We start from the raw sequence: 14,693 nt of genomic DNA, 5'->3' as shown, positions 1-14,693 counted from the left end.
AAGTCAACTTCGAACGTTGCAATGAATGAAGGTGAACGCTCTTACCGCCCACCCAGCACGCCAACGGTCACCACACCGGTCGTGCGGTGCGCCCCAGGCTTCGTGAGCCCATGGCGTAGAGCAGTGGGTGGTGGGTGGGTGGGTGGGTGACGATGGTGTCGGCTTGGGGACCGACGGCGGCGAAGGAGTACAGGAGGTGGGTGAAGCGTCGTGTTCCGGGTAGTGAGCCGGCCCTGTGGACGTCGTCGACGCACAACCGCCCGTGCGCGCCGTCGGCCACCAGCCCGAGCAGCGGGACGGCAACCTCGGCCGGCGAGGCCTGCGCCGCGCGAAGCGCGTGCGCGGCACGCAACCTGAGCCGGGCACGGCCCGGTACACCGAGGACGGCCAGGACAACAGCACACACCACCGGCCCCCGCGACCCAGACCATCAAGGAACCCACACACGCACAGAACGGCCAGACCGGCCAACGCACTGGACACGCGTAGATCAGGATGGATCGGCAGGGCAAGATCAGGCGTATGGAAAACACGCGGTTTGCAGAGCTGTTCGAACGGGGGCGGGACGCACTCCTGTCCGGGGACGTCCCCCACCAGGAGCCGCCCCTGGAAGGCGGAGGACGCTGGGGTCTCACCGTGATCCTGCGGCCGGACTCATCAGTGGCGCGACGAATGGAGCGCGTTACTGCGGAGGCAATGGCTGTAGCAGGAGACTCGCACTGGCCCACAGGTGCGTCGATCTCCTCGCATTTCACTATCCGCACGCTGGAGCATTACCGGCCAAACCTCCCCAAGGACGACGAGCGGGTCATGCGGTATCAGGCAGCACTGCGCCAGGCGTCCGACCGGGTGGGAGCCATCCGGCTGGAGCTGACAGGGCTGACTCTCACTCCCGCGAGTATCATGCTGTGCGCTTCTCCGTCAGACCACACCGTCGAACGGTTCGCCGGGTATCTGGCGGAGGAACTGGCGGATGATGCATGGTTCGAAGCCGGGTTCGACCGCGATATCTGGTACTCGAACTTGGTTCACTTCACCGGGCTTCCTGAGGATTCCCAGGCCCTTGTTGAGTGGGTGGCTGCCCGCCGGAGCCTGGACCTGGGGTCCAGCGTGCACACCTCCGCGGATCTGGTCGCCTGGACGTTCAATGATCGACAAATGGTGCCTGCAACTCTTGGGAGAGCGGAGCTGAGCGGGCCCCGCGGATCGCAGGTCGCGGTCGTCGATCAGGATTCGAACGAGAAGTGCGGCTGACCCGAGTCGGGCCAGGCAGGCCGGTCAGGGCTCAGCGGTTTGACTGACGGTCTTGGTGCTGAGTACGTGTTACTTCGGTGGCTGGGCCAATGACGGCTCGCTGTCAGAGGGCTCGTCTACTCTCCGGCAGGTGACACACCAGCTGATAGATCCACGCACTCTCAAAGCTGCGATCCGTGATGCGCAGGTGGCTCTAGCTGAGTACGACGATGCCTTGAAGTGGCTGCTCCGTCCTAGCGCGTCCCAGGACGGTCCGCTAGCGACTGAGGTGTGGGTGTTCGATTCGAACCTGACGCACGTCTTGATGGTGAATCACCGCTGGCGCGGGTGGGTGGCGCCGGGCAGCAAGGTGGATCCAGGAGAGACTCCACGAGAGGCGGCCAGGCGGGAGCTATTCGAAGAAACCGGGCTGACAGTAGAACTTCTTGGCGCCCCGGCTGCTGTCACCGTTCGCTCATATCATCCCGACTGGTCGGCCGTCATGGGTGTGTCATTCATGGCGGTCGTCGACCATCGACCTCCGCTGGCCCCAGAGGACGGGCAGCCCGCAGCATGGTTGCGGCTCGACGAGCCTTGGCAGGGGTACTTCTCTGAAGATCGTCTCCGAATGAAGCAGTGCATAGGCTGGATCAGAGAGGGCCGCGTGACGATGACAACATCCGGATGAGTTCTGTCTTCTGAGCCCTCGCAGGTCAGGGGGCAGGCTAGTACTCCAGCCGTAGATCGTGATCTTCATGGCTGATTTGCGGCTTATCGGCGGTAATGGCTGGCCTGGGCTCGGGCCTGATGGCGGCGTCGCCAGGCGGACCAGCCGAGCCGGTGGGCCGCATCGTGCACGGGCCGGACGACCACCGTCATGAACAGTCGCTGGATTTCGTTGCAGGTGAGCGGGATCAACCTGTCCGGGGCGGGATGCCGGGCGTGTTCGTCAGCGCGGACGACTGCGAGGAAGGCGTGAGCGAGCATGGCCAGGGTGACCCAGCGAGACCACGAGGTGAAGCGGCGGACCTGGTGCTCGTCCAGTCCGGCCAGGCCCTTTCCGGCCTGGAAGGTCTCCTCCACCCGCCACCTCGACCCGGCGACACGCACCAGCGTGGCCAAAGGCACCGTCGCTGGGCGACCAGCAGCGGTAGTAAGCCAGTTCACCGGTGGTGCGGTTGCGGCGGATCAGCAGTTGATGGCTGCTGGGGCGGGGTTCAGCCAGGTCGATGACGGCCCAGTCGTAGAAGCGGTGTCCCTTGGCGCCGGCCCCTGCCGACAGCTTCTGCCAGGCCCGCTTCGGCACCTTGACGGCCAGGGCATCCGCGCGGAACTTCCCGGCATCGGCCGTGACTTCATGGGAGCAGGCGACGGCGAGCACATAGCCGACGCCGCGCCCTTCCAGCGCCGCCCGCAGTTTCGGGTTGCCGCCGTAGACCTCGTCGCCCGCGACCCAGCCCACGCGGTGCCCGGCGTCAAGGAACCTGCCGATCATCCGGGCGGCCAGCTCTGGCTTGGTCGCGAAGACGGTGTCCTCGCCCAGGCCGGCGGCCCGGCAGCGGCCCGGGTCGCACGTCCACGAGCGCGGGATGTACAGCTCACGGTCCACTGCCGCGTGTCCGCGGCGGCCCGCGTAGACGAGGTAGACGGCGACCTGGGAGTTCTCGATCCTCCCGGCGGTGCCGGTGTACTGGCGCTGGACACCGACGGTGTGCGTGCCCTTCTTCACATCCCCGGTCTCATCGACCACCAGCACCGCATCCTTGTCATGCAGGTGCTCCAGTACGTACTCACGCACGTCGTCGCGCACGGTGTCGGCATCCCACCTGGCCCGGCCGAGCAGGTGCTGCATGCCGTCCGGGCTCGCTTCCCCGGCCCACTCGGCGATGCTCCAGCAGTTCTTGCGCGGCAGGTCCGACAGCAGCCCCAGCACCAAGTCCTGCACCCCGCGCCGGGGTTCAACCCGCGCGAACCGGCCCGCTATCCGGCCCATCACGACCTCGAACGCCTCCTGCCAGCGGACAGGGTCTACGCTATGACCCGCGGCTACCGCGTGATCTTCAGTCTTCACACACCGATGATCACCGGTGGCCGCACCCGTCTTCACCACCCCCTCGGTCACGACGTGCGAAGACGGGGCCGCATCCGGTGTCCCGCTCGGGCATGCAGCGTCCGCCCGCCGACTCGTACCAGGAGGACACATGCAACGCGGCGAAGTCTGGTGGGTCGACTTCGACGAGCGACGCCCGGTCGTGCTGCTGTCGGACGACGAGTCATCCGGGTTCCAGGTCATGCAGGTCGTTGCGCCAGCGGGCGTCGACATCAGCGGCCTGGGCGTTGAAGTGGCGATAGGCGCCCGGGAAGGGCTGCCCTTCGAAGGCGTGCTGCGGTTCGCGTTCCCGGGTCCAGGCTTTACTCCTTGCACCTGGCTGACCACTGTCGCCCGGGACGACCTGATCGAGCGAGCGGGCGTGTTGTCCTCCGCGAAGCTCAGCGAGGTTGGAACCGCCCTCCATACCGCAGGACAGAGGAGGGAGTGCACCCCGATGACGGCTGCCAGGCTCCGCGAGATCAAAGATGCCCGCCGTCTCGGAGGACTCGAGTAGCGGACGCCTCTGCTGCCCAGCTCGATCTCGTCGACGACCGACGGCGGCCCCCTCTCCACCGCCCTCCAGCAACAAGATCACGATCTACGGCTGGAGTACTAGGCCTTTTTCGTCCAGCTTTCGGTGCGGGGACCATTGCGGCTCAGGCAGAGTGATCGCCGCCCGGGTGATCAGAGTCTCGGAGTGCTGAACAAGCCGTTCGTAGTCCCGAGCATGCTGGCGGGCGTGCATCATCCAGGCCAGTGACCTCTCGACGACCCAGCGGCAGGGCAGGACGACAAAGCCGGAGGCCTTGGGACGGCTAACCGGCTTGATCGTGAGGTTGAGATGCCGTTTGGCCCAGGTCACGAGCTTTTCCTGCTTAATGCTCCAGCTGTAGATCGTGATCACGTGGTGGCCGCTGTCTGTCGTCACCAGCGGGCGACGAGCGTCTCTTCCTTGCCACGGTTGCGGTACAGCCAGGTGGTCCCCGGGGCGATGGCCCCGGTCAGATAGCCGACAATGGGCTCCCGCTGCGTTGCGCTGTCCAGTTCGCCGAGCAACTTCAGGGCGTCGGGCAGGGGGAAGAAGGCGGCTTGTTCGATGTCGTCGTCGTGCGGGGTGAGGCCCCCCGACCACTCGTCGATCTCGAAGGCCACGGCCATTGCCGAGGGATGTTGCTCGGAGTCGATGTGCATCAGGAACGCGGTCCGCACCGGGTCGCCGATCAGCAGTCCGGTCTCCTCCTTCAGCTCGCGCCGAAGGGTTTCGTGCAGGAGCTCGCCGTCCTCAACCCCGCCGCCGGGCAGTGACCAGAGCATCTCGCCGTCGGTGCCGAGACTCTCCCGCACGAGCAGGATCCCGTCGTCTCGGCGGATAATGCCGATGACCAACTGCACCCGGGGTCTGGGCGACTTCACAACTTCTGCTGTCATGCCGCAGACCGTACGTGAAGGCTGGTTCGCCAGTGTCCACGGAGAGGGGTGCAACCACCGTCGATCACCGTGAGCTGTGTGGACTGACGAAGAGACGGTGACCGCAGGTCACAGCATAGATCCGTCGATGGCGGGCAGCGTTCGAGGCGGCCATGAGCCTGATCGCGGGCCGGTTCGCCCGGGTCGAGCCCCGGCTGCAGGCCGGTCGGCTGGTATCGGGCTTGCTGTCGGACTTGCCGCGCAGGAACTGCCGGACGACCGCGGAATGGGCCGGGGAGACCAGCCCACACGGCATGCAGCATCTGCTGTGCCGAGCCGTCTGGGATGCCGACAGCGCCCGAGGGAGTAATTGTCAAGATCTGTGGATCTGAGCTGCGCTCGGGAGCCGTCCGCATACCAGCGGATCGTTGGCGCCGAGGTGCCGGGGAGCCGGCCGAGATCGTCTACCGATTTCGAACCGAGCGGGCCATCTGCCCAACTTCCGTGATACACCGGGAAGATCAGCATGACGTGAGCAGAGAGGACACCGTCCATGGGCCGACCGACGACCTCGACTCCCCTGCCGGGCGACACGAAGGTACTGTCCATCGGTCTGCACCCGAGTGCGCTCGACTACAGCCGGATGCCCGACGGTGTCGACGAGGCGGTGCTCACTGCCCGGATCGAGGCGGCGAACGCGGCGCTGCGCGAAGCGGGGTTCGATGTTTTTCCGTGCCTGATCGACATCTCTCCGGACCGCGCCGAGGCGACTGTCCGGGAGCAGCTCCAGGAGCACGCGTTCGGCTTGGTGATGATCGGCGGTGGCATGCGGATGCTGCCGGAGAACACCCTGCTGTTCGAGCGGTTGGTCAACCTCCTCACCGAGGCGGCGCCCGGGATCCGGCTGTGCTTCAACACAACGCCGGAGGACACGGTCGAGGCGCTGAGGCGGTGGATCCAGGCGTAGACGAGTGTGGCCAACTGAGAGCCGTCTGCATACCTGTCGAAAGGTATGTGGACGGCTCCGCATGTCAGCGGGCGCTGGGCCGAAGTCAGTCATGCTGCCACGGTGGTGGGGCGCTCAACGAGCTGGCCGCCTTTTTCACCTGGTCCCGCGCAGACGCCGTCGCGGCCGTGGCCACCGCTGTCGACCTGCTCGCCCAGCTCGAAGACCTGCCGTAGGGGGCCAAAGACTGTTGAAGGGGCGGCGCGCTACGAAGGGGCACTCGCCCGCCGAATTCACCGGCTGGTCCGCCCGGCCCCCGTGCCAGGTCAGCTGGCGGCCGGGCCCGACCAACCCGGTTCGGTCCACTGCGCCGACTCCGGCAGGCCGAGCCTGAACCGGGCCCGAGGGACCGAGCCCAGTGCGTAGGAGACCGTGCCGAAAGTCCGCATGGGCCAGCCGGGTCGACCGCTCATGCAGACGGGAACGGTGGTGTCCTCTAGCAGCCGTTCCAGGGCGGCCGACGAGCCCTCGAGCCGCAGCGCGCTGGCCAGGAAGGCCAGTCGGGCCTCCGAATCACCAAGCCGTTCCTCCGCTCGAAGTTCCTCCAGTGCGACGGGGTCGATGTCTGTGCTGGCCAGTGGGTGATTCGTGTGCACGATCCGCCGATCCCCGGGGGCGAGGGCGGAGACGACCCCACCTGCGGAGCACTCGACGCTGCCCAGCCCGTCAGCGTCGGCGACGGCGTAGTGCTGCCCGCTGGCGTGCGGCACGGCTGAGAGGAAGGCGATCGCCTCCTCCCGGGTGCGCCGGGTCAGGGCGCCGCGGATCACCGCCGCCACGGGCAGCCCCTCCGGGCCTCCGTGCAGCATGCCGAGGGTGTTGACGCAGACGGCGACGCCCGCCGCGTTCACGCCCGTGAGCCCGACCAGCCCGGCCGCGCTGAGCACCAGTTGCTCGGGCCCGTCTTTCGGCCGCAGCCGCAGCACGATTTGCGTGCCGTCCATGGCGGGCGGCAGATCCATGTTCTGGGCCAGCAACGTGCCGTGCGTGGTGTGGCTGCCCAGCACGCTGCACCCGGCCCGTCGCTGGTGCTGCCGTCCCAGCCACCACTGCTCGTCCATACAGTTGTACGCGACGACGTCCTCGAAGGGCACCGCCGCGCCCTCGGCGATCCCCCGCAGCTCGTCGGCGAGTTCCGGCATCAGACGCTGAACCGTGTCCAGCAGGGGAAAGGTGTGCACCAGCCCGCCGACCCCGCCGCCGGCGTCGGCACGCCAGCGTTCGAGAGCCGCACGCACGGCGTCTCGTGCCTGTTCCCCGTGGGCCCGTCCCATCTGGCGGCCGGTGCCCGCGCAGTCGATAACCGTCATCGCAGCTCGGCCTCGATCTCGACGACCATGCGCTCGTAGGCGAGATATGGCAGTCCGACGAGGGTCAGCTGGTACGTGTGGTCCGCGAGTCGGTCCTGGACGACCTGGCGGACGGTGGCCGCGTCGTCCGGGCCGGTGTGCCGGTAGAAGGCGATGAGCCTTAGCACCGAGTGCGCGCCCAGGCCGAGTTCGGCGGCCACCTTCAGGATGTTGTCCACGCTCGTCGTGGTCTGGGCGGCGAGGTCGTCGGGGTCGATGACCGAGGCGTCCGGCGCGAGCGAGACCTGTCCACCCACGAAGACGGTGCTGGCCGCGCCAATACCATGCTTGTAGGGCAGGTGGAACGGCCAGTCCCAGTGCCCGGACGGCCACGACGCGCTGCGCAGCCCGAGGCCGCGTGCGCCGCGGACGGCCAGGGTGCGCAGCAGGATCTTGGCGCGTCCGGGCAGGAAGCCCACCGGGATGCCGGTGGTGGCCGGGCCCGGTTCCATGAACCGGCGGGCGCGTTCGCGTGCGTTGACCGCCCATCCTTCCGTGGTGCCTTCCGCCCGGTAGAAGACGTCGAAGCGAACTGCGTCGTCCCATCCAGCGCCGTGGGCGCGCAGCAGGTCTGCGACCCGGTCCATGACCTCGCTGGTCTGGGTGACCATGTCGTCGTCCGTGTCGGTGAACTGGCCCGCCACAGCGACCAGCACACCCGCAGCGGCAGCTTGCGGGAACCGGTCCGGGTCGGCCGGGACGACCGGTTCCGCCGTGGACACGCCCTGGAGCGCGAGCGGGCTCCGGCCGCCCAGGGAGCCGGGCAGTACCGGGATCGCCGTCAGACACGGGCGGGCCTCGGACGGTAGGACGTCGGAGAGGACCGCCCGGGCCGTCTCCGCGTCGACCCGCTCGGGGTCGTACACGACGTCCAGGACGAGCAGGCTGCCGAGTGTCCTGCCGTACGCGGCGAGCGTGCCCGCGAGGTGGTCGGCCTCGCGGCGGCAGTGGGTCGCCAGGTCCCGGACTGCCGGGGCGGACGCCTCGCCTGGCCCGTCGTTGTCCGAACCGGACAGCTCCGTACCTAGAAACACTAGTGCATCGAGGGCCCGGCTCACGGACTCGGGCGTCGGCTCGGCTGGTTGTTGGTGCGTCATGGAACGGTCTCTCCTTCAGCGATCAGTGCGGGGTTCGGCGGCGTCGGCGGCCGTGGCGGGGGCCACGGGTCCGGCGCCGGTGGTCGTCGTGCCGGCGGTAGTGAGACCGGTGGATGTGGTGCCGGTGGTCTCGGTGTGGGTCCCGGCTCGTCGGCCCAAGGCGAGGACGCAGCAGAGGGACAGGGCGCACAGCACGGCGAGGAACAGCAGTACGAGGAGCGGGCGCTTGCCCCCGGCGGCGTAGAGGACCGGAACGACCACAGGGGTCAGCGCACCCGCGGTGAGCGCCGCCAGTTGGTAGGCCATCGACATGCCGCTGTAGCGGACCCGGCGGGGGAACAGATCGACCAGCAGCCGGGCCATCGGGCCATAGTGGGCTCCAGTCGGCACCGCCATCAGCGCGGCGGCCAAAACCACCAGGACCAGGACGTCACTGTGCGCGGCAGCGAACCACAACGGCGCGACGACGGCCGCGGACGCCAATCCCACGACGACGGTCCGCGAGGTCCCGAGGCGGTCGGCGATCCGGCCCGCGCCGAGCGTGCAGGCGATTTCGAAGGCCGCCGCGACGCTGAGCAGGTTGAGAGCCCGCCCCTCGTCCATGCCCCCGGCTGTGGTGGCGTGGACGAGCCAGAACGAGGACGTGACGTAGTAGCCGCCGGTGGCGACCACCATGGCACCGGCCGCCAGCACGATGGTGCCGCGATGCTGGCGCAGTGCCTCCAGCAGCGGGGCGGAGGCGATCTCGTCGTCGCACTGCATCTCCCGGAAGACGGGCGACTCGTCGACCCTGGTGCGGATGAGGAGCCCGATGACCACGAGCACCGCCGAGAACAGGAAGGGGTAGCGCCAGCTGCCGTCGCTCAGCGGTCCGCCCAGGGTTTCGGAGGCGGCGAAGAGCAGCGACGACATCAGGGCGCCGATCGACGAACCGACCTGGGTGAAGGCGCCGAAGAAGCTGCGCCGGCCCTCGGGGGCATGCTCCACCGCCATCAGGGCGGCACCACCCCACTCGCCGCCGACGGCGATGCCCTGCACCAGCCGCAGCGAGATCAGCAGTACCGGGGCGACGGCACCGGCGGTCGCATAGCCGGGTAGGAGACTGATACCCGTGGTGGCGACTCCCATGACGAGGATGGTGACGACGAGGGTCGCCTTGCGGCCGATCCGGTCGCCGAAGTGACCGAAGAGAAGCGCGCCGATCGGCCGTCCCACGTAACCGAACGACGTGGTGCCGAACGAGACGACGGTGGCGAGCAGCGGGTTCATACCGTCGGGGAAGAACACATGGGGAAAGACCAGGGCGGCGGCTGTGGCGTAGATGAAGAAGTCGTACCACTCGACGGTCGTGCCGATCAGCGAAGCGGCAGCGGCTCTGCGCGTCGAGTTGTCACCGCGGGCACGAGAGGAGTTGTTCACGCGGGAACCTTTTGTGAGAGCGACGCCACCGCGGGACACATACCTGGGTACGCGGGCCGCGGCGGCCGGAACAGGACAGCCCCGGCCTCTTGCGGCGCCGGGGACACATCCGCAGGGCTCCACTTTCAGCCACCGCAGGCTATGTGGGCCAGTGCCAATTACTTTCCATCGGTATGCCCTGACGGCATACTCGCAGGCATGGAGCTCCGCACGCTCAGATATTTCGTGGCGGTCGCCGAGGCTGAGTCGGTCAGTGCCGCGGCGGAACAGGTCAGCATCACGCAGCCCGCGCTCTCCCGCCAGATGAAGGAACTGGAGCGCGAGCTCAAGGTGGTCCTGTTCGACCGGCGTGCCGGACGCCTGCGTCTGTCGGCGGCAGGGAAGCAGTTCCTCGGACACGCCCGGGACGTGCTGCATAGTGCGGACGTGGCTCTCGGGGCGGCCGAGACGATCTCCGCCGGACGGCTGCTGCAGGTCACGATCGCGGCGCCCACCACCACCCTCACCGATGTCGTGGCGCCCTTCATCGCGACCTTCGGCCCCGACGACCCCCTGCCTTCCGTGGTGGAGACCGACGGCCCCAAGGCACTGGAGACGCTCTACCAGGGCACCGACCTTGCCCTGGTCACACATGCGCCGCCCGTGCAGTGGAACTCACTCGCCGTGGCCGTGTTCCCGATGTTCGCCTATATGCCGCCGGACCACCCCAAGGCGGGGCGGGAAGTGCTCGATCTGCCGGAGCTGCTGGACGACTGGCTGATTTTGCTGGACCGCTCCTTCCGCCCGCGACTCGTGCTCCAGGAGGCACTCACCGCTCAGGGACTGATGCCCAGGGACGTCGTCGAGTGTGGCAACTCCCAGGTCGCCCAAGCACTCGCCGCGGCGGGCCGGGGGGTGGCAGTGGTCTCCGACGACCCCCGGTTCGGACTGGTGGGCGTCCCGCTCACCGCGGGTGAACATACCCTGGACATCCGCCTGTTCGCCGCCTGGGACCCGGCCCACCACGCCGCCGCCCTACTGGCCACCATGGCTCGCAGGCTGCAGGACCACTGTGTTGCTCGGTACGGCCCGCACGTTCTGCCGTGACGCGTCGGTGATGGGACGACGCTCCCCGCCGCTGGGCGTGCGGCTTGGAGAACGGGCGTCGGGGCCCGGACAGTCACCGTCGGAGAGCGGAGCCACGCAAAGCGGCGATGCCGCCGAAGCGCAACTAAGGGCTGTCCCGTAATTGATCTTGAGTGGCCTTGGGCACGGGGCTGCTGTACGGCTTGGTGGTCTATCCGGCGAGGGCGAGGTTGTGTATCCGTGCGATCCCGAGCATGGCGTGGTGGACGCCGTCGCCTTTGAGACGGCAGTCGCGGAGGATCTTCCAGGTCTTCATGCGGGCGAAGACGTGCTCGACGCGGGCGCGGACCTGCTTGTGGGACTTGTTGTGGGCCTGCTTCCAGCCGGGCAGCTCCTCGCCCTTGCGGCGCCGGTGGAGCATCACGAGCCCGGTGCCCGGATAGCCGCCATCGGCGATGGTTATGGTCGTGCCGACGGCGTCCTTCGCGCCGGACTCCTCCCATGCCTTGCAGTCATTTCGGTTGCCGGGCAGGGGCCGGCCGACGGCCACGACGAGGCGGGTGTCGGCGTCGATGACGACCTGGTGGTTGGTGGAGTACCGGTAGTTCTTCGACTGCTCGGCAACAGCGTGATGCCGGGTGGGCACCAGGGCGCCGTCGACGATCAGCACGGTGTCCTTCGCGAACCGCTTGCGGGGCTGGAGGGCGAGCATCGGCCCGAGGTGATCGATGAGTCGATCCGCCGCCGATTTGGAAACCCCGAAGAGCGGCGCCAGTTGGCGCATGGTCAGGTTCGTGCGCCAGCACGTCGCGACCAGCAGGGCCCGGTCCTCCAACGACAGGCTCCACGGCCGGCCCCTGCGGACCGCGTCCGCACCCTCGCGCCGCAGAACCGTCACCAGTTTGGCAAAGGCACACGGGCTCAGCCCGGTGAACGGGGCTATCCACGAGGACTCCGACGCCGTGATCACACCAGCCATACGCCAGATCATTTCAGTTGCCGACACGTCTCCCCGCGGCTGATCCTGGGCCCCGGGTAAGCAAGGAGGAACAGGATGGGGCTCATGCTCTCCCCCGGAGACGACGACGTGACCAGCCCAGACGTCTCCTGGTCCTACACCGGCTTCAACATGTTCAGGGAGTGGCTGGCTCAGGCAGAGGGGTTCACCCTTGCGGAGATGGACGGATTCGGTGGCGACCGCATGTGGAGCAGCGTCTCCACCACGCTGGCGCCGCTCCTCGACCATCCAGACGACGAGGGCTCTCTCGCGCCCGCTCAATGCGCGGCCATGCTGCCCAGGCTGGAAGCAATCACCGACCAGCGGGAACACGAGGATGGGGACCCCGTCCTTGAGCGACGCATCGACGACGTGCGCCAACTGGTCACCGTCATGAAGTACTGCTTGGAGAAGGAAGTCGAGCTCATCTTCTGTTGACTGCCGCGGGCTGTCGCCCGTTGGAGATGAACAGCACTTACGGGACAGCCCTTGGTACTGGACATCGCGGCCGGCCACCTCGCCGCCGGCAGAGTTGAGGCTGCGTTCGCCCTCGCCTCCCGCGCCTTCACCACCGGTGTCCAGTACCGCTCTGGGCGGATCATCGAGCGAGCCCGCGCCGTGCGCCGTACCCTCACCACCGCCACCCCGCCCAAGGTGGTGCGGGACTTCGACGAGCGCCTACACGGCGTCTACCTGTAGGAGAGGGGAACAAAATATGCGGGTAGGGATCACCGGCCACCGCGGGCTGAGCAAGAACGTAGAGCAGCAGGTGCGCGCGATGCTCGATGAGGCCGTACGCGCCTACGGCACCGACGACCTGACAGCCGTGTCCTGCATCGCGGACGGCCCAGACTCCTGGTTCGCCGAAACCGTCCTCCAGCGCGGCGGTCAACTCGAAGTCGTCATCCCAGCAAGCGAGTACCGCGAGAACCTTCCGAAATGGCATCACCCCGTCTATGACGAGCTGTACGCCCACGCGGCCGACGTCCACGAGACCGGCATGGTCGAGTCAACCTCTGAGGCGCACCAGGCGGGCAGCGAGGCCATGGTGGGTCTGGTAGATGAGCTGATCGCCGTGTGGGACGGGGAACCAGCCCGCGCTTTCGGCGGAACCGCGGACGTAGTCGGGTACGCCCGCCGGACCGGCGTCCCGGTGCGGGTGCTGTGGCCGGAGGGGGCCAGCCGCTGAACCGGTCTACTCCGCCATTCCGACCACATGTTCGAGTCTCACTTCGCCGGGCCCCGCGTGATGGTCAACCCCCGCGCCGCGGCGCGCCAGGAGCACAGCGCGTTGCCCCAGACATCCGTGTCCTCATGGCCGGCCCGGCGACCACGGACCGCGCCGAGGCGTACGCCCTCCTCCTCCGCCAGTGGGCCGCAAACGGCCGACCTACTGACCTCTTCGGATTGTTGTCGGGGGTGGTGACGTGGGGTGATCCCTGCGGTACGTCGGAGTTATGCGGTACGCGCAGGGTGGAGGGCTGACCGCGGAGCGCCGGCTGTTACGCGAGCGGATCCGGTACGAGGCGGGGGAGCGGTTCGGTCGCGGTGAGAGAACCGCGGTGATCGCGAAGTGCCTGCGGGTCAGTGAGCGGTCGGTGGAACGCTGGCGTCGTGCCTGGCGGGAGGGCGGAATGACCGCGCTCGCCTCCGCGGGGCCGCCGAAACTGCCCAAGGTGTCCGATGAGCAGTTCGCTGTCCTGGAGAAGGAACTGGCACGGGGCCCCGCCGTGCATGCATAGTGGGTACTCTCTACGCTGGTCCGCATGGACGACACTCTCCCCGAGCCGTTCTCCACGCTCACTGGCCTCGAAGCGGAGCCGACCATCGAGCAGGCCAGGGTCCTCACCGCCGCGCTCAATGCCGTGCCCGACTTGCAGCGGTGGCTGCGCATCCAGCGACAGAAGACCGGGCGCGGCCTCCTCGACTCGGGCCGCGACCGGTACGAGCTGGCGCCGCACCTGGAGGTGACGCCGCAGCGCGTGTCCAACATCGCCAGCGGCCACACCCGGAGCAAGGCACCCCACAAGACTGCGTGACCTCGCACGACGAGCGCCCGCCGGCCCCTGCAGAGCGGGGCAGGCGGGCGCTCGTGCGTAGCGGCTCAGGCGGCGGCCGGGGCGAACAGGCTGAGCTGCTCGGTCTCGTCCGGCACAGCCTGGAGCGGGGGAAGTTCAGCAGGTCTGCCGAGGTGGGCCTTAATTCTGTTGCCGCGCCGAACGCGAAACCGCAGGATGTCAGCACCGATCGCACGTGATCCACCGAGGACGAAGAGTGACTGAGAACGACGACCAGCGCCAGACCCTGACGAACGCGCACGGTGTGCCGGTCCTGACCTACCTGCGCGGTGTTCGCGAGGGGCACCCATGGGCGGACCTGGCCGAAGTGGTCGGCCCCAACCCCGTGGACACCATCGTCTCCGACATGTCCGGATGGGCAGTGTCGGGATCGGTGGAGCTCGGCGGGCAACTGCTGTGCCGCGGCGCCCGGGTGATGCGGCACGCTCATGAGATGCGAACGGACCTGATCGCGTCTCCACCGCCGGCCGACTGGTCATCGCGCGTCGGAGACGGACTTCGCGTGGTTCCTTGCGACCGCGCCGCCGACGCGGTCTTCCCGGCATGGCGAGCCGCATTTGCCGCCGGGCACCCTGACCATCACCAGGGCAGCGACGAACAAGCACTGAACGAGCGTCTGGCACCTCTGCTGGCGGGCTCCGTCCTCGGTCCCGTGCTTCCGTGCAGTGCCTTGGTAGTGGACGAGACGGACCACGTCGTCGCCGGGGCGATCGTCACCGACCGCAACGGCCTGCCCTGGATCGCCGACGTGTTTCGCCAACCAGGGGAACGCTACGCGGGACTTGGCGCCGACCTGCTCCGCCGAGTGCTCAGCGATGCGGCGGCCGATGGGTTGGCCGAAGTCGCCCTCGCCGTGAGCGACGCGAATCCGGCACGCCGCGTGTACGAGAAGCTCGATTTCGAACTGACCAGCACGTCGCTGACCGTCGTAGTGCCGTAGGTCGCCTTCG

At 68.1% G+C, this 14,693-nt stretch carries 17 protein-coding genes and 3 pseudogenes; 12 read left to right on the top strand and 8 right to left on the bottom strand.

What is annotated here, in order from left to right; all coding sequences use genetic code 11:
- Window positions 1–67: 67 nt before the first annotated feature.
- A complete protein-coding gene (locus ACIHCX_RS37565; protein WP_400037808.1) occupies window positions 68–406 on the bottom strand; it encodes a hypothetical protein in 339 nt (112 codons plus the stop codon).
- Window positions 407–522: 116 nt separating this feature from the next.
- On the opposite strand from ACIHCX_RS37565, the gene ACIHCX_RS37560 reads away from it, so the two are divergent.
- Together ACIHCX_RS37560 and ACIHCX_RS37555 are read left to right on the top strand one after the other, a co-directional pair.
- Window positions 523–1,254 carry a hypothetical protein gene (locus tag ACIHCX_RS37560; protein WP_400037806.1) on the top strand — a complete coding sequence of 244 codons (732 nt, stop codon included), beginning with the start codon at window positions 523–525 and terminating at the stop codon, window positions 1,252–1,254.
- Window positions 1,255–1,384: 130 nt separating this feature from the next.
- Complete coding sequence (locus ACIHCX_RS37555; RefSeq protein ID WP_400037804.1) at window positions 1,385–1,921, top strand: NUDIX hydrolase; 537 nt, start codon at window positions 1,385–1,387, stop codon at window positions 1,919–1,921.
- Between the two features lie 83 nt (window positions 1,922–2,004).
- On the opposite strand, the pseudogene ACIHCX_RS37550 reads toward ACIHCX_RS37555, so the two are convergent.
- Window positions 2,005–3,226: pseudogene (locus tag ACIHCX_RS37550) on the bottom strand (IS701 family transposase).
- Window positions 3,227–3,434: 208 nt separating this feature from the next.
- On the opposite strand from ACIHCX_RS37550, the gene ACIHCX_RS37545 reads away from it, so the two are divergent.
- A complete protein-coding gene (locus ACIHCX_RS37545) occupies window positions 3,435–3,839 on the top strand; it encodes a type II toxin-antitoxin system PemK/MazF family toxin (RefSeq protein ID WP_400037802.1) in 405 nt (134 codons plus the stop codon).
- Between the two features lie 147 nt (window positions 3,840–3,986).
- Here ACIHCX_RS37545 and ACIHCX_RS37540 read toward each other — a convergent pair.
- Window positions 3,987–4,199 (bottom strand): annotated as a pseudogene (locus tag ACIHCX_RS37540) (IS5/IS1182 family transposase); the annotation flags it as partial.
- A gap of 50 nt (window positions 4,200–4,249) precedes the next feature.
- Window positions 4,250–4,753: an NUDIX hydrolase gene (locus ACIHCX_RS37535; RefSeq protein ID WP_400037800.1), complete on the bottom strand. Its 504-nt coding sequence runs from the start codon at window positions 4,751–4,753 to the stop codon at window positions 4,250–4,252.
- Window positions 4,754–4,905: 152 nt separating this feature from the next.
- Between ACIHCX_RS37535 and ACIHCX_RS37530 the strand changes: the two are divergent.
- Both ACIHCX_RS37530 and ACIHCX_RS37525 read left to right on the top strand, forming a co-directional pair.
- Window positions 4,906–5,094, top strand: a pseudogene (locus ACIHCX_RS37530) (IS701 family transposase); the annotation flags it as partial.
- Between the two features lie 191 nt (window positions 5,095–5,285).
- Entirely contained in the window at window positions 5,286–5,699 is a 414-nt protein-coding gene (locus ACIHCX_RS37525) for a hypothetical protein (RefSeq protein ID WP_400037798.1), read from the top strand.
- A gap of 305 nt (window positions 5,700–6,004) precedes the next feature.
- Here the strand turns inward: ACIHCX_RS37525 and ACIHCX_RS37520 are convergent, their stop codons facing one another.
- From ACIHCX_RS37520 to ACIHCX_RS37510, 3 genes are read right to left on the bottom strand one after another with little or no spacing between them, the layout of a single operon-like run.
- Entirely contained in the window at window positions 6,005–7,048 is a 1,044-nt protein-coding gene (locus ACIHCX_RS37520) for a C45 family autoproteolytic acyltransferase/hydolase (protein WP_400037796.1), read from the bottom strand.
- Window positions 7,045–8,184, bottom strand: a complete 1,140-nt coding sequence (locus ACIHCX_RS37515) for a RidA family protein (RefSeq protein WP_400037794.1) — start codon at window positions 8,182–8,184, stop codon at window positions 7,045–7,047. Before ACIHCX_RS37515 ends, ACIHCX_RS37520 begins: the two co-directional genes overlap by 4 nt.
- A gap of 15 nt (window positions 8,185–8,199) precedes the next feature.
- Entirely contained in the window at window positions 8,200–9,603 is a 1,404-nt protein-coding gene (locus tag ACIHCX_RS37510) for an MFS transporter (RefSeq protein WP_400037792.1), read from the bottom strand.
- Between the two features lie 198 nt (window positions 9,604–9,801).
- On the opposite strand from ACIHCX_RS37510, the gene ACIHCX_RS37505 reads away from it, so the two are divergent.
- Entirely contained in the window at window positions 9,802–10,689 is an 888-nt protein-coding gene (locus ACIHCX_RS37505) for a LysR family transcriptional regulator (protein ID WP_400037790.1), read from the top strand.
- A gap of 190 nt (window positions 10,690–10,879) precedes the next feature.
- On the opposite strand, the gene ACIHCX_RS37500 is transcribed toward ACIHCX_RS37505, so the two are convergent.
- Entirely contained in the window at window positions 10,880–11,647 is a 768-nt protein-coding gene (locus ACIHCX_RS37500; RefSeq protein ID WP_400037788.1) for a transposase, read from the bottom strand.
- A gap of 75 nt (window positions 11,648–11,722) precedes the next feature.
- Between ACIHCX_RS37500 and ACIHCX_RS37495 the strand changes: the two genes are divergently transcribed.
- The 6 genes from ACIHCX_RS37495 (at window position 11,723) to ACIHCX_RS37470 (ending at window position 14,683) form a co-directional block, all read left to right on the top strand.
- On the top strand, window positions 11,723–12,103 hold the full coding sequence (locus ACIHCX_RS37495; RefSeq protein ID WP_400037786.1) for a hypothetical protein: 381 nt from the start codon (window positions 11,723–11,725) through the stop codon (window positions 12,101–12,103).
- A gap of 51 nt (window positions 12,104–12,154) precedes the next feature.
- Window positions 12,155–12,364 (top strand): hypothetical protein, encoded by a 210-nt coding sequence (locus tag ACIHCX_RS37490; RefSeq protein WP_400037784.1) that lies wholly within the window; start codon window positions 12,155–12,157, stop codon window positions 12,362–12,364.
- Window positions 12,365–12,380: 16 nt separating this feature from the next.
- The gene (locus ACIHCX_RS37485) at window positions 12,381–12,854 is read left to right on the top strand and encodes a hypothetical protein (RefSeq protein WP_400037782.1); all 474 of its coding nucleotides are present in this window, start codon (window positions 12,381–12,383) and stop codon (window positions 12,852–12,854) included.
- Between the two features lie 268 nt (window positions 12,855–13,122).
- Window positions 13,123–13,407 (top strand): helix-turn-helix domain-containing protein, encoded by a 285-nt coding sequence (locus tag ACIHCX_RS37480; RefSeq protein ID WP_400037780.1) that lies wholly within the window; start codon window positions 13,123–13,125, stop codon window positions 13,405–13,407.
- 24 nt (window positions 13,408–13,431) lie between these two features.
- Window positions 13,432–13,704, top strand: a complete 273-nt coding sequence (locus ACIHCX_RS37475; RefSeq protein WP_400037778.1) for a sigma-70 family RNA polymerase sigma factor — start codon at window positions 13,432–13,434, stop codon at window positions 13,702–13,704.
- Window positions 13,705–13,939: 235 nt separating this feature from the next.
- The gene (locus ACIHCX_RS37470; RefSeq protein WP_400037776.1) at window positions 13,940–14,683 is read left to right on the top strand and encodes a GNAT family N-acetyltransferase; all 744 of its coding nucleotides are present in this window, start codon (window positions 13,940–13,942) and stop codon (window positions 14,681–14,683) included.
- Window positions 14,684–14,693 lie beyond the last annotated feature (10 nt).

It is taken from the genome of Streptomyces sp. NPDC052043, from assembly GCF_044548235.1.
Taxonomy (GTDB): Bacteria; Actinomycetota; Actinomycetes; order Streptomycetales; family Streptomycetaceae; genus Streptomyces.
The sequence above is the reverse complement of the archived record's forward strand: the minus strand, read 5'-3'. Positions and strand labels throughout refer to the sequence as shown.

Coding starts and splice junctions, on each gene's coding strand:
- ACIHCX_RS37545 (WP_400037802.1), top strand. CDS start 3,435: ATGCAACGCGGCGAAGTCTGGTGGGTCGACTTCGACGAGCGACGCCCG.
- ACIHCX_RS37495 (WP_400037786.1), top strand. CDS start 11,723: ATGGGGCTCATGCTCTCCCCCGGAGACGACGACGTGACCAGCCCAGAC.
- ACIHCX_RS37480 (WP_400037780.1), top strand. CDS start 13,123: ATGCGGTACGCGCAGGGTGGAGGGCTGACCGCGGAGCGCCGGCTGTTA.
- ACIHCX_RS37505 (WP_400037790.1), top strand. CDS start 9,802: ATGGAGCTCCGCACGCTCAGATATTTCGTGGCGGTCGCCGAGGCTGAG.
- ACIHCX_RS37515 (WP_400037794.1), bottom strand. CDS start 8,184: ATGACGCACCAACAACCAGCCGAGCCGACGCCCGAGTCCGTGAGCCGG.
- ACIHCX_RS37500 (WP_400037788.1), bottom strand. CDS start 11,647: ATGGCTGGTGTGATCACGGCGTCGGAGTCCTCGTGGATAGCCCCGTTC.
- ACIHCX_RS37535 (WP_400037800.1), bottom strand. CDS start 4,753: ATGACAGCAGAAGTTGTGAAGTCGCCCAGACCCCGGGTGCAGTTGGTC.
- ACIHCX_RS37525 (WP_400037798.1), top strand. CDS start 5,286: ATGGGCCGACCGACGACCTCGACTCCCCTGCCGGGCGACACGAAGGTA.
- ACIHCX_RS37560 (WP_400037806.1), top strand. CDS start 523: ATGGAAAACACGCGGTTTGCAGAGCTGTTCGAACGGGGGCGGGACGCA.
- ACIHCX_RS37485 (WP_400037782.1), top strand. CDS start 12,381: ATGCGGGTAGGGATCACCGGCCACCGCGGGCTGAGCAAGAACGTAGAG.
- ACIHCX_RS37520 (WP_400037796.1), bottom strand. CDS start 7,048: ATGACGGTTATCGACTGCGCGGGCACCGGCCGCCAGATGGGACGGGCC.
- ACIHCX_RS37475 (WP_400037778.1), top strand. CDS start 13,432: ATGGACGACACTCTCCCCGAGCCGTTCTCCACGCTCACTGGCCTCGAA.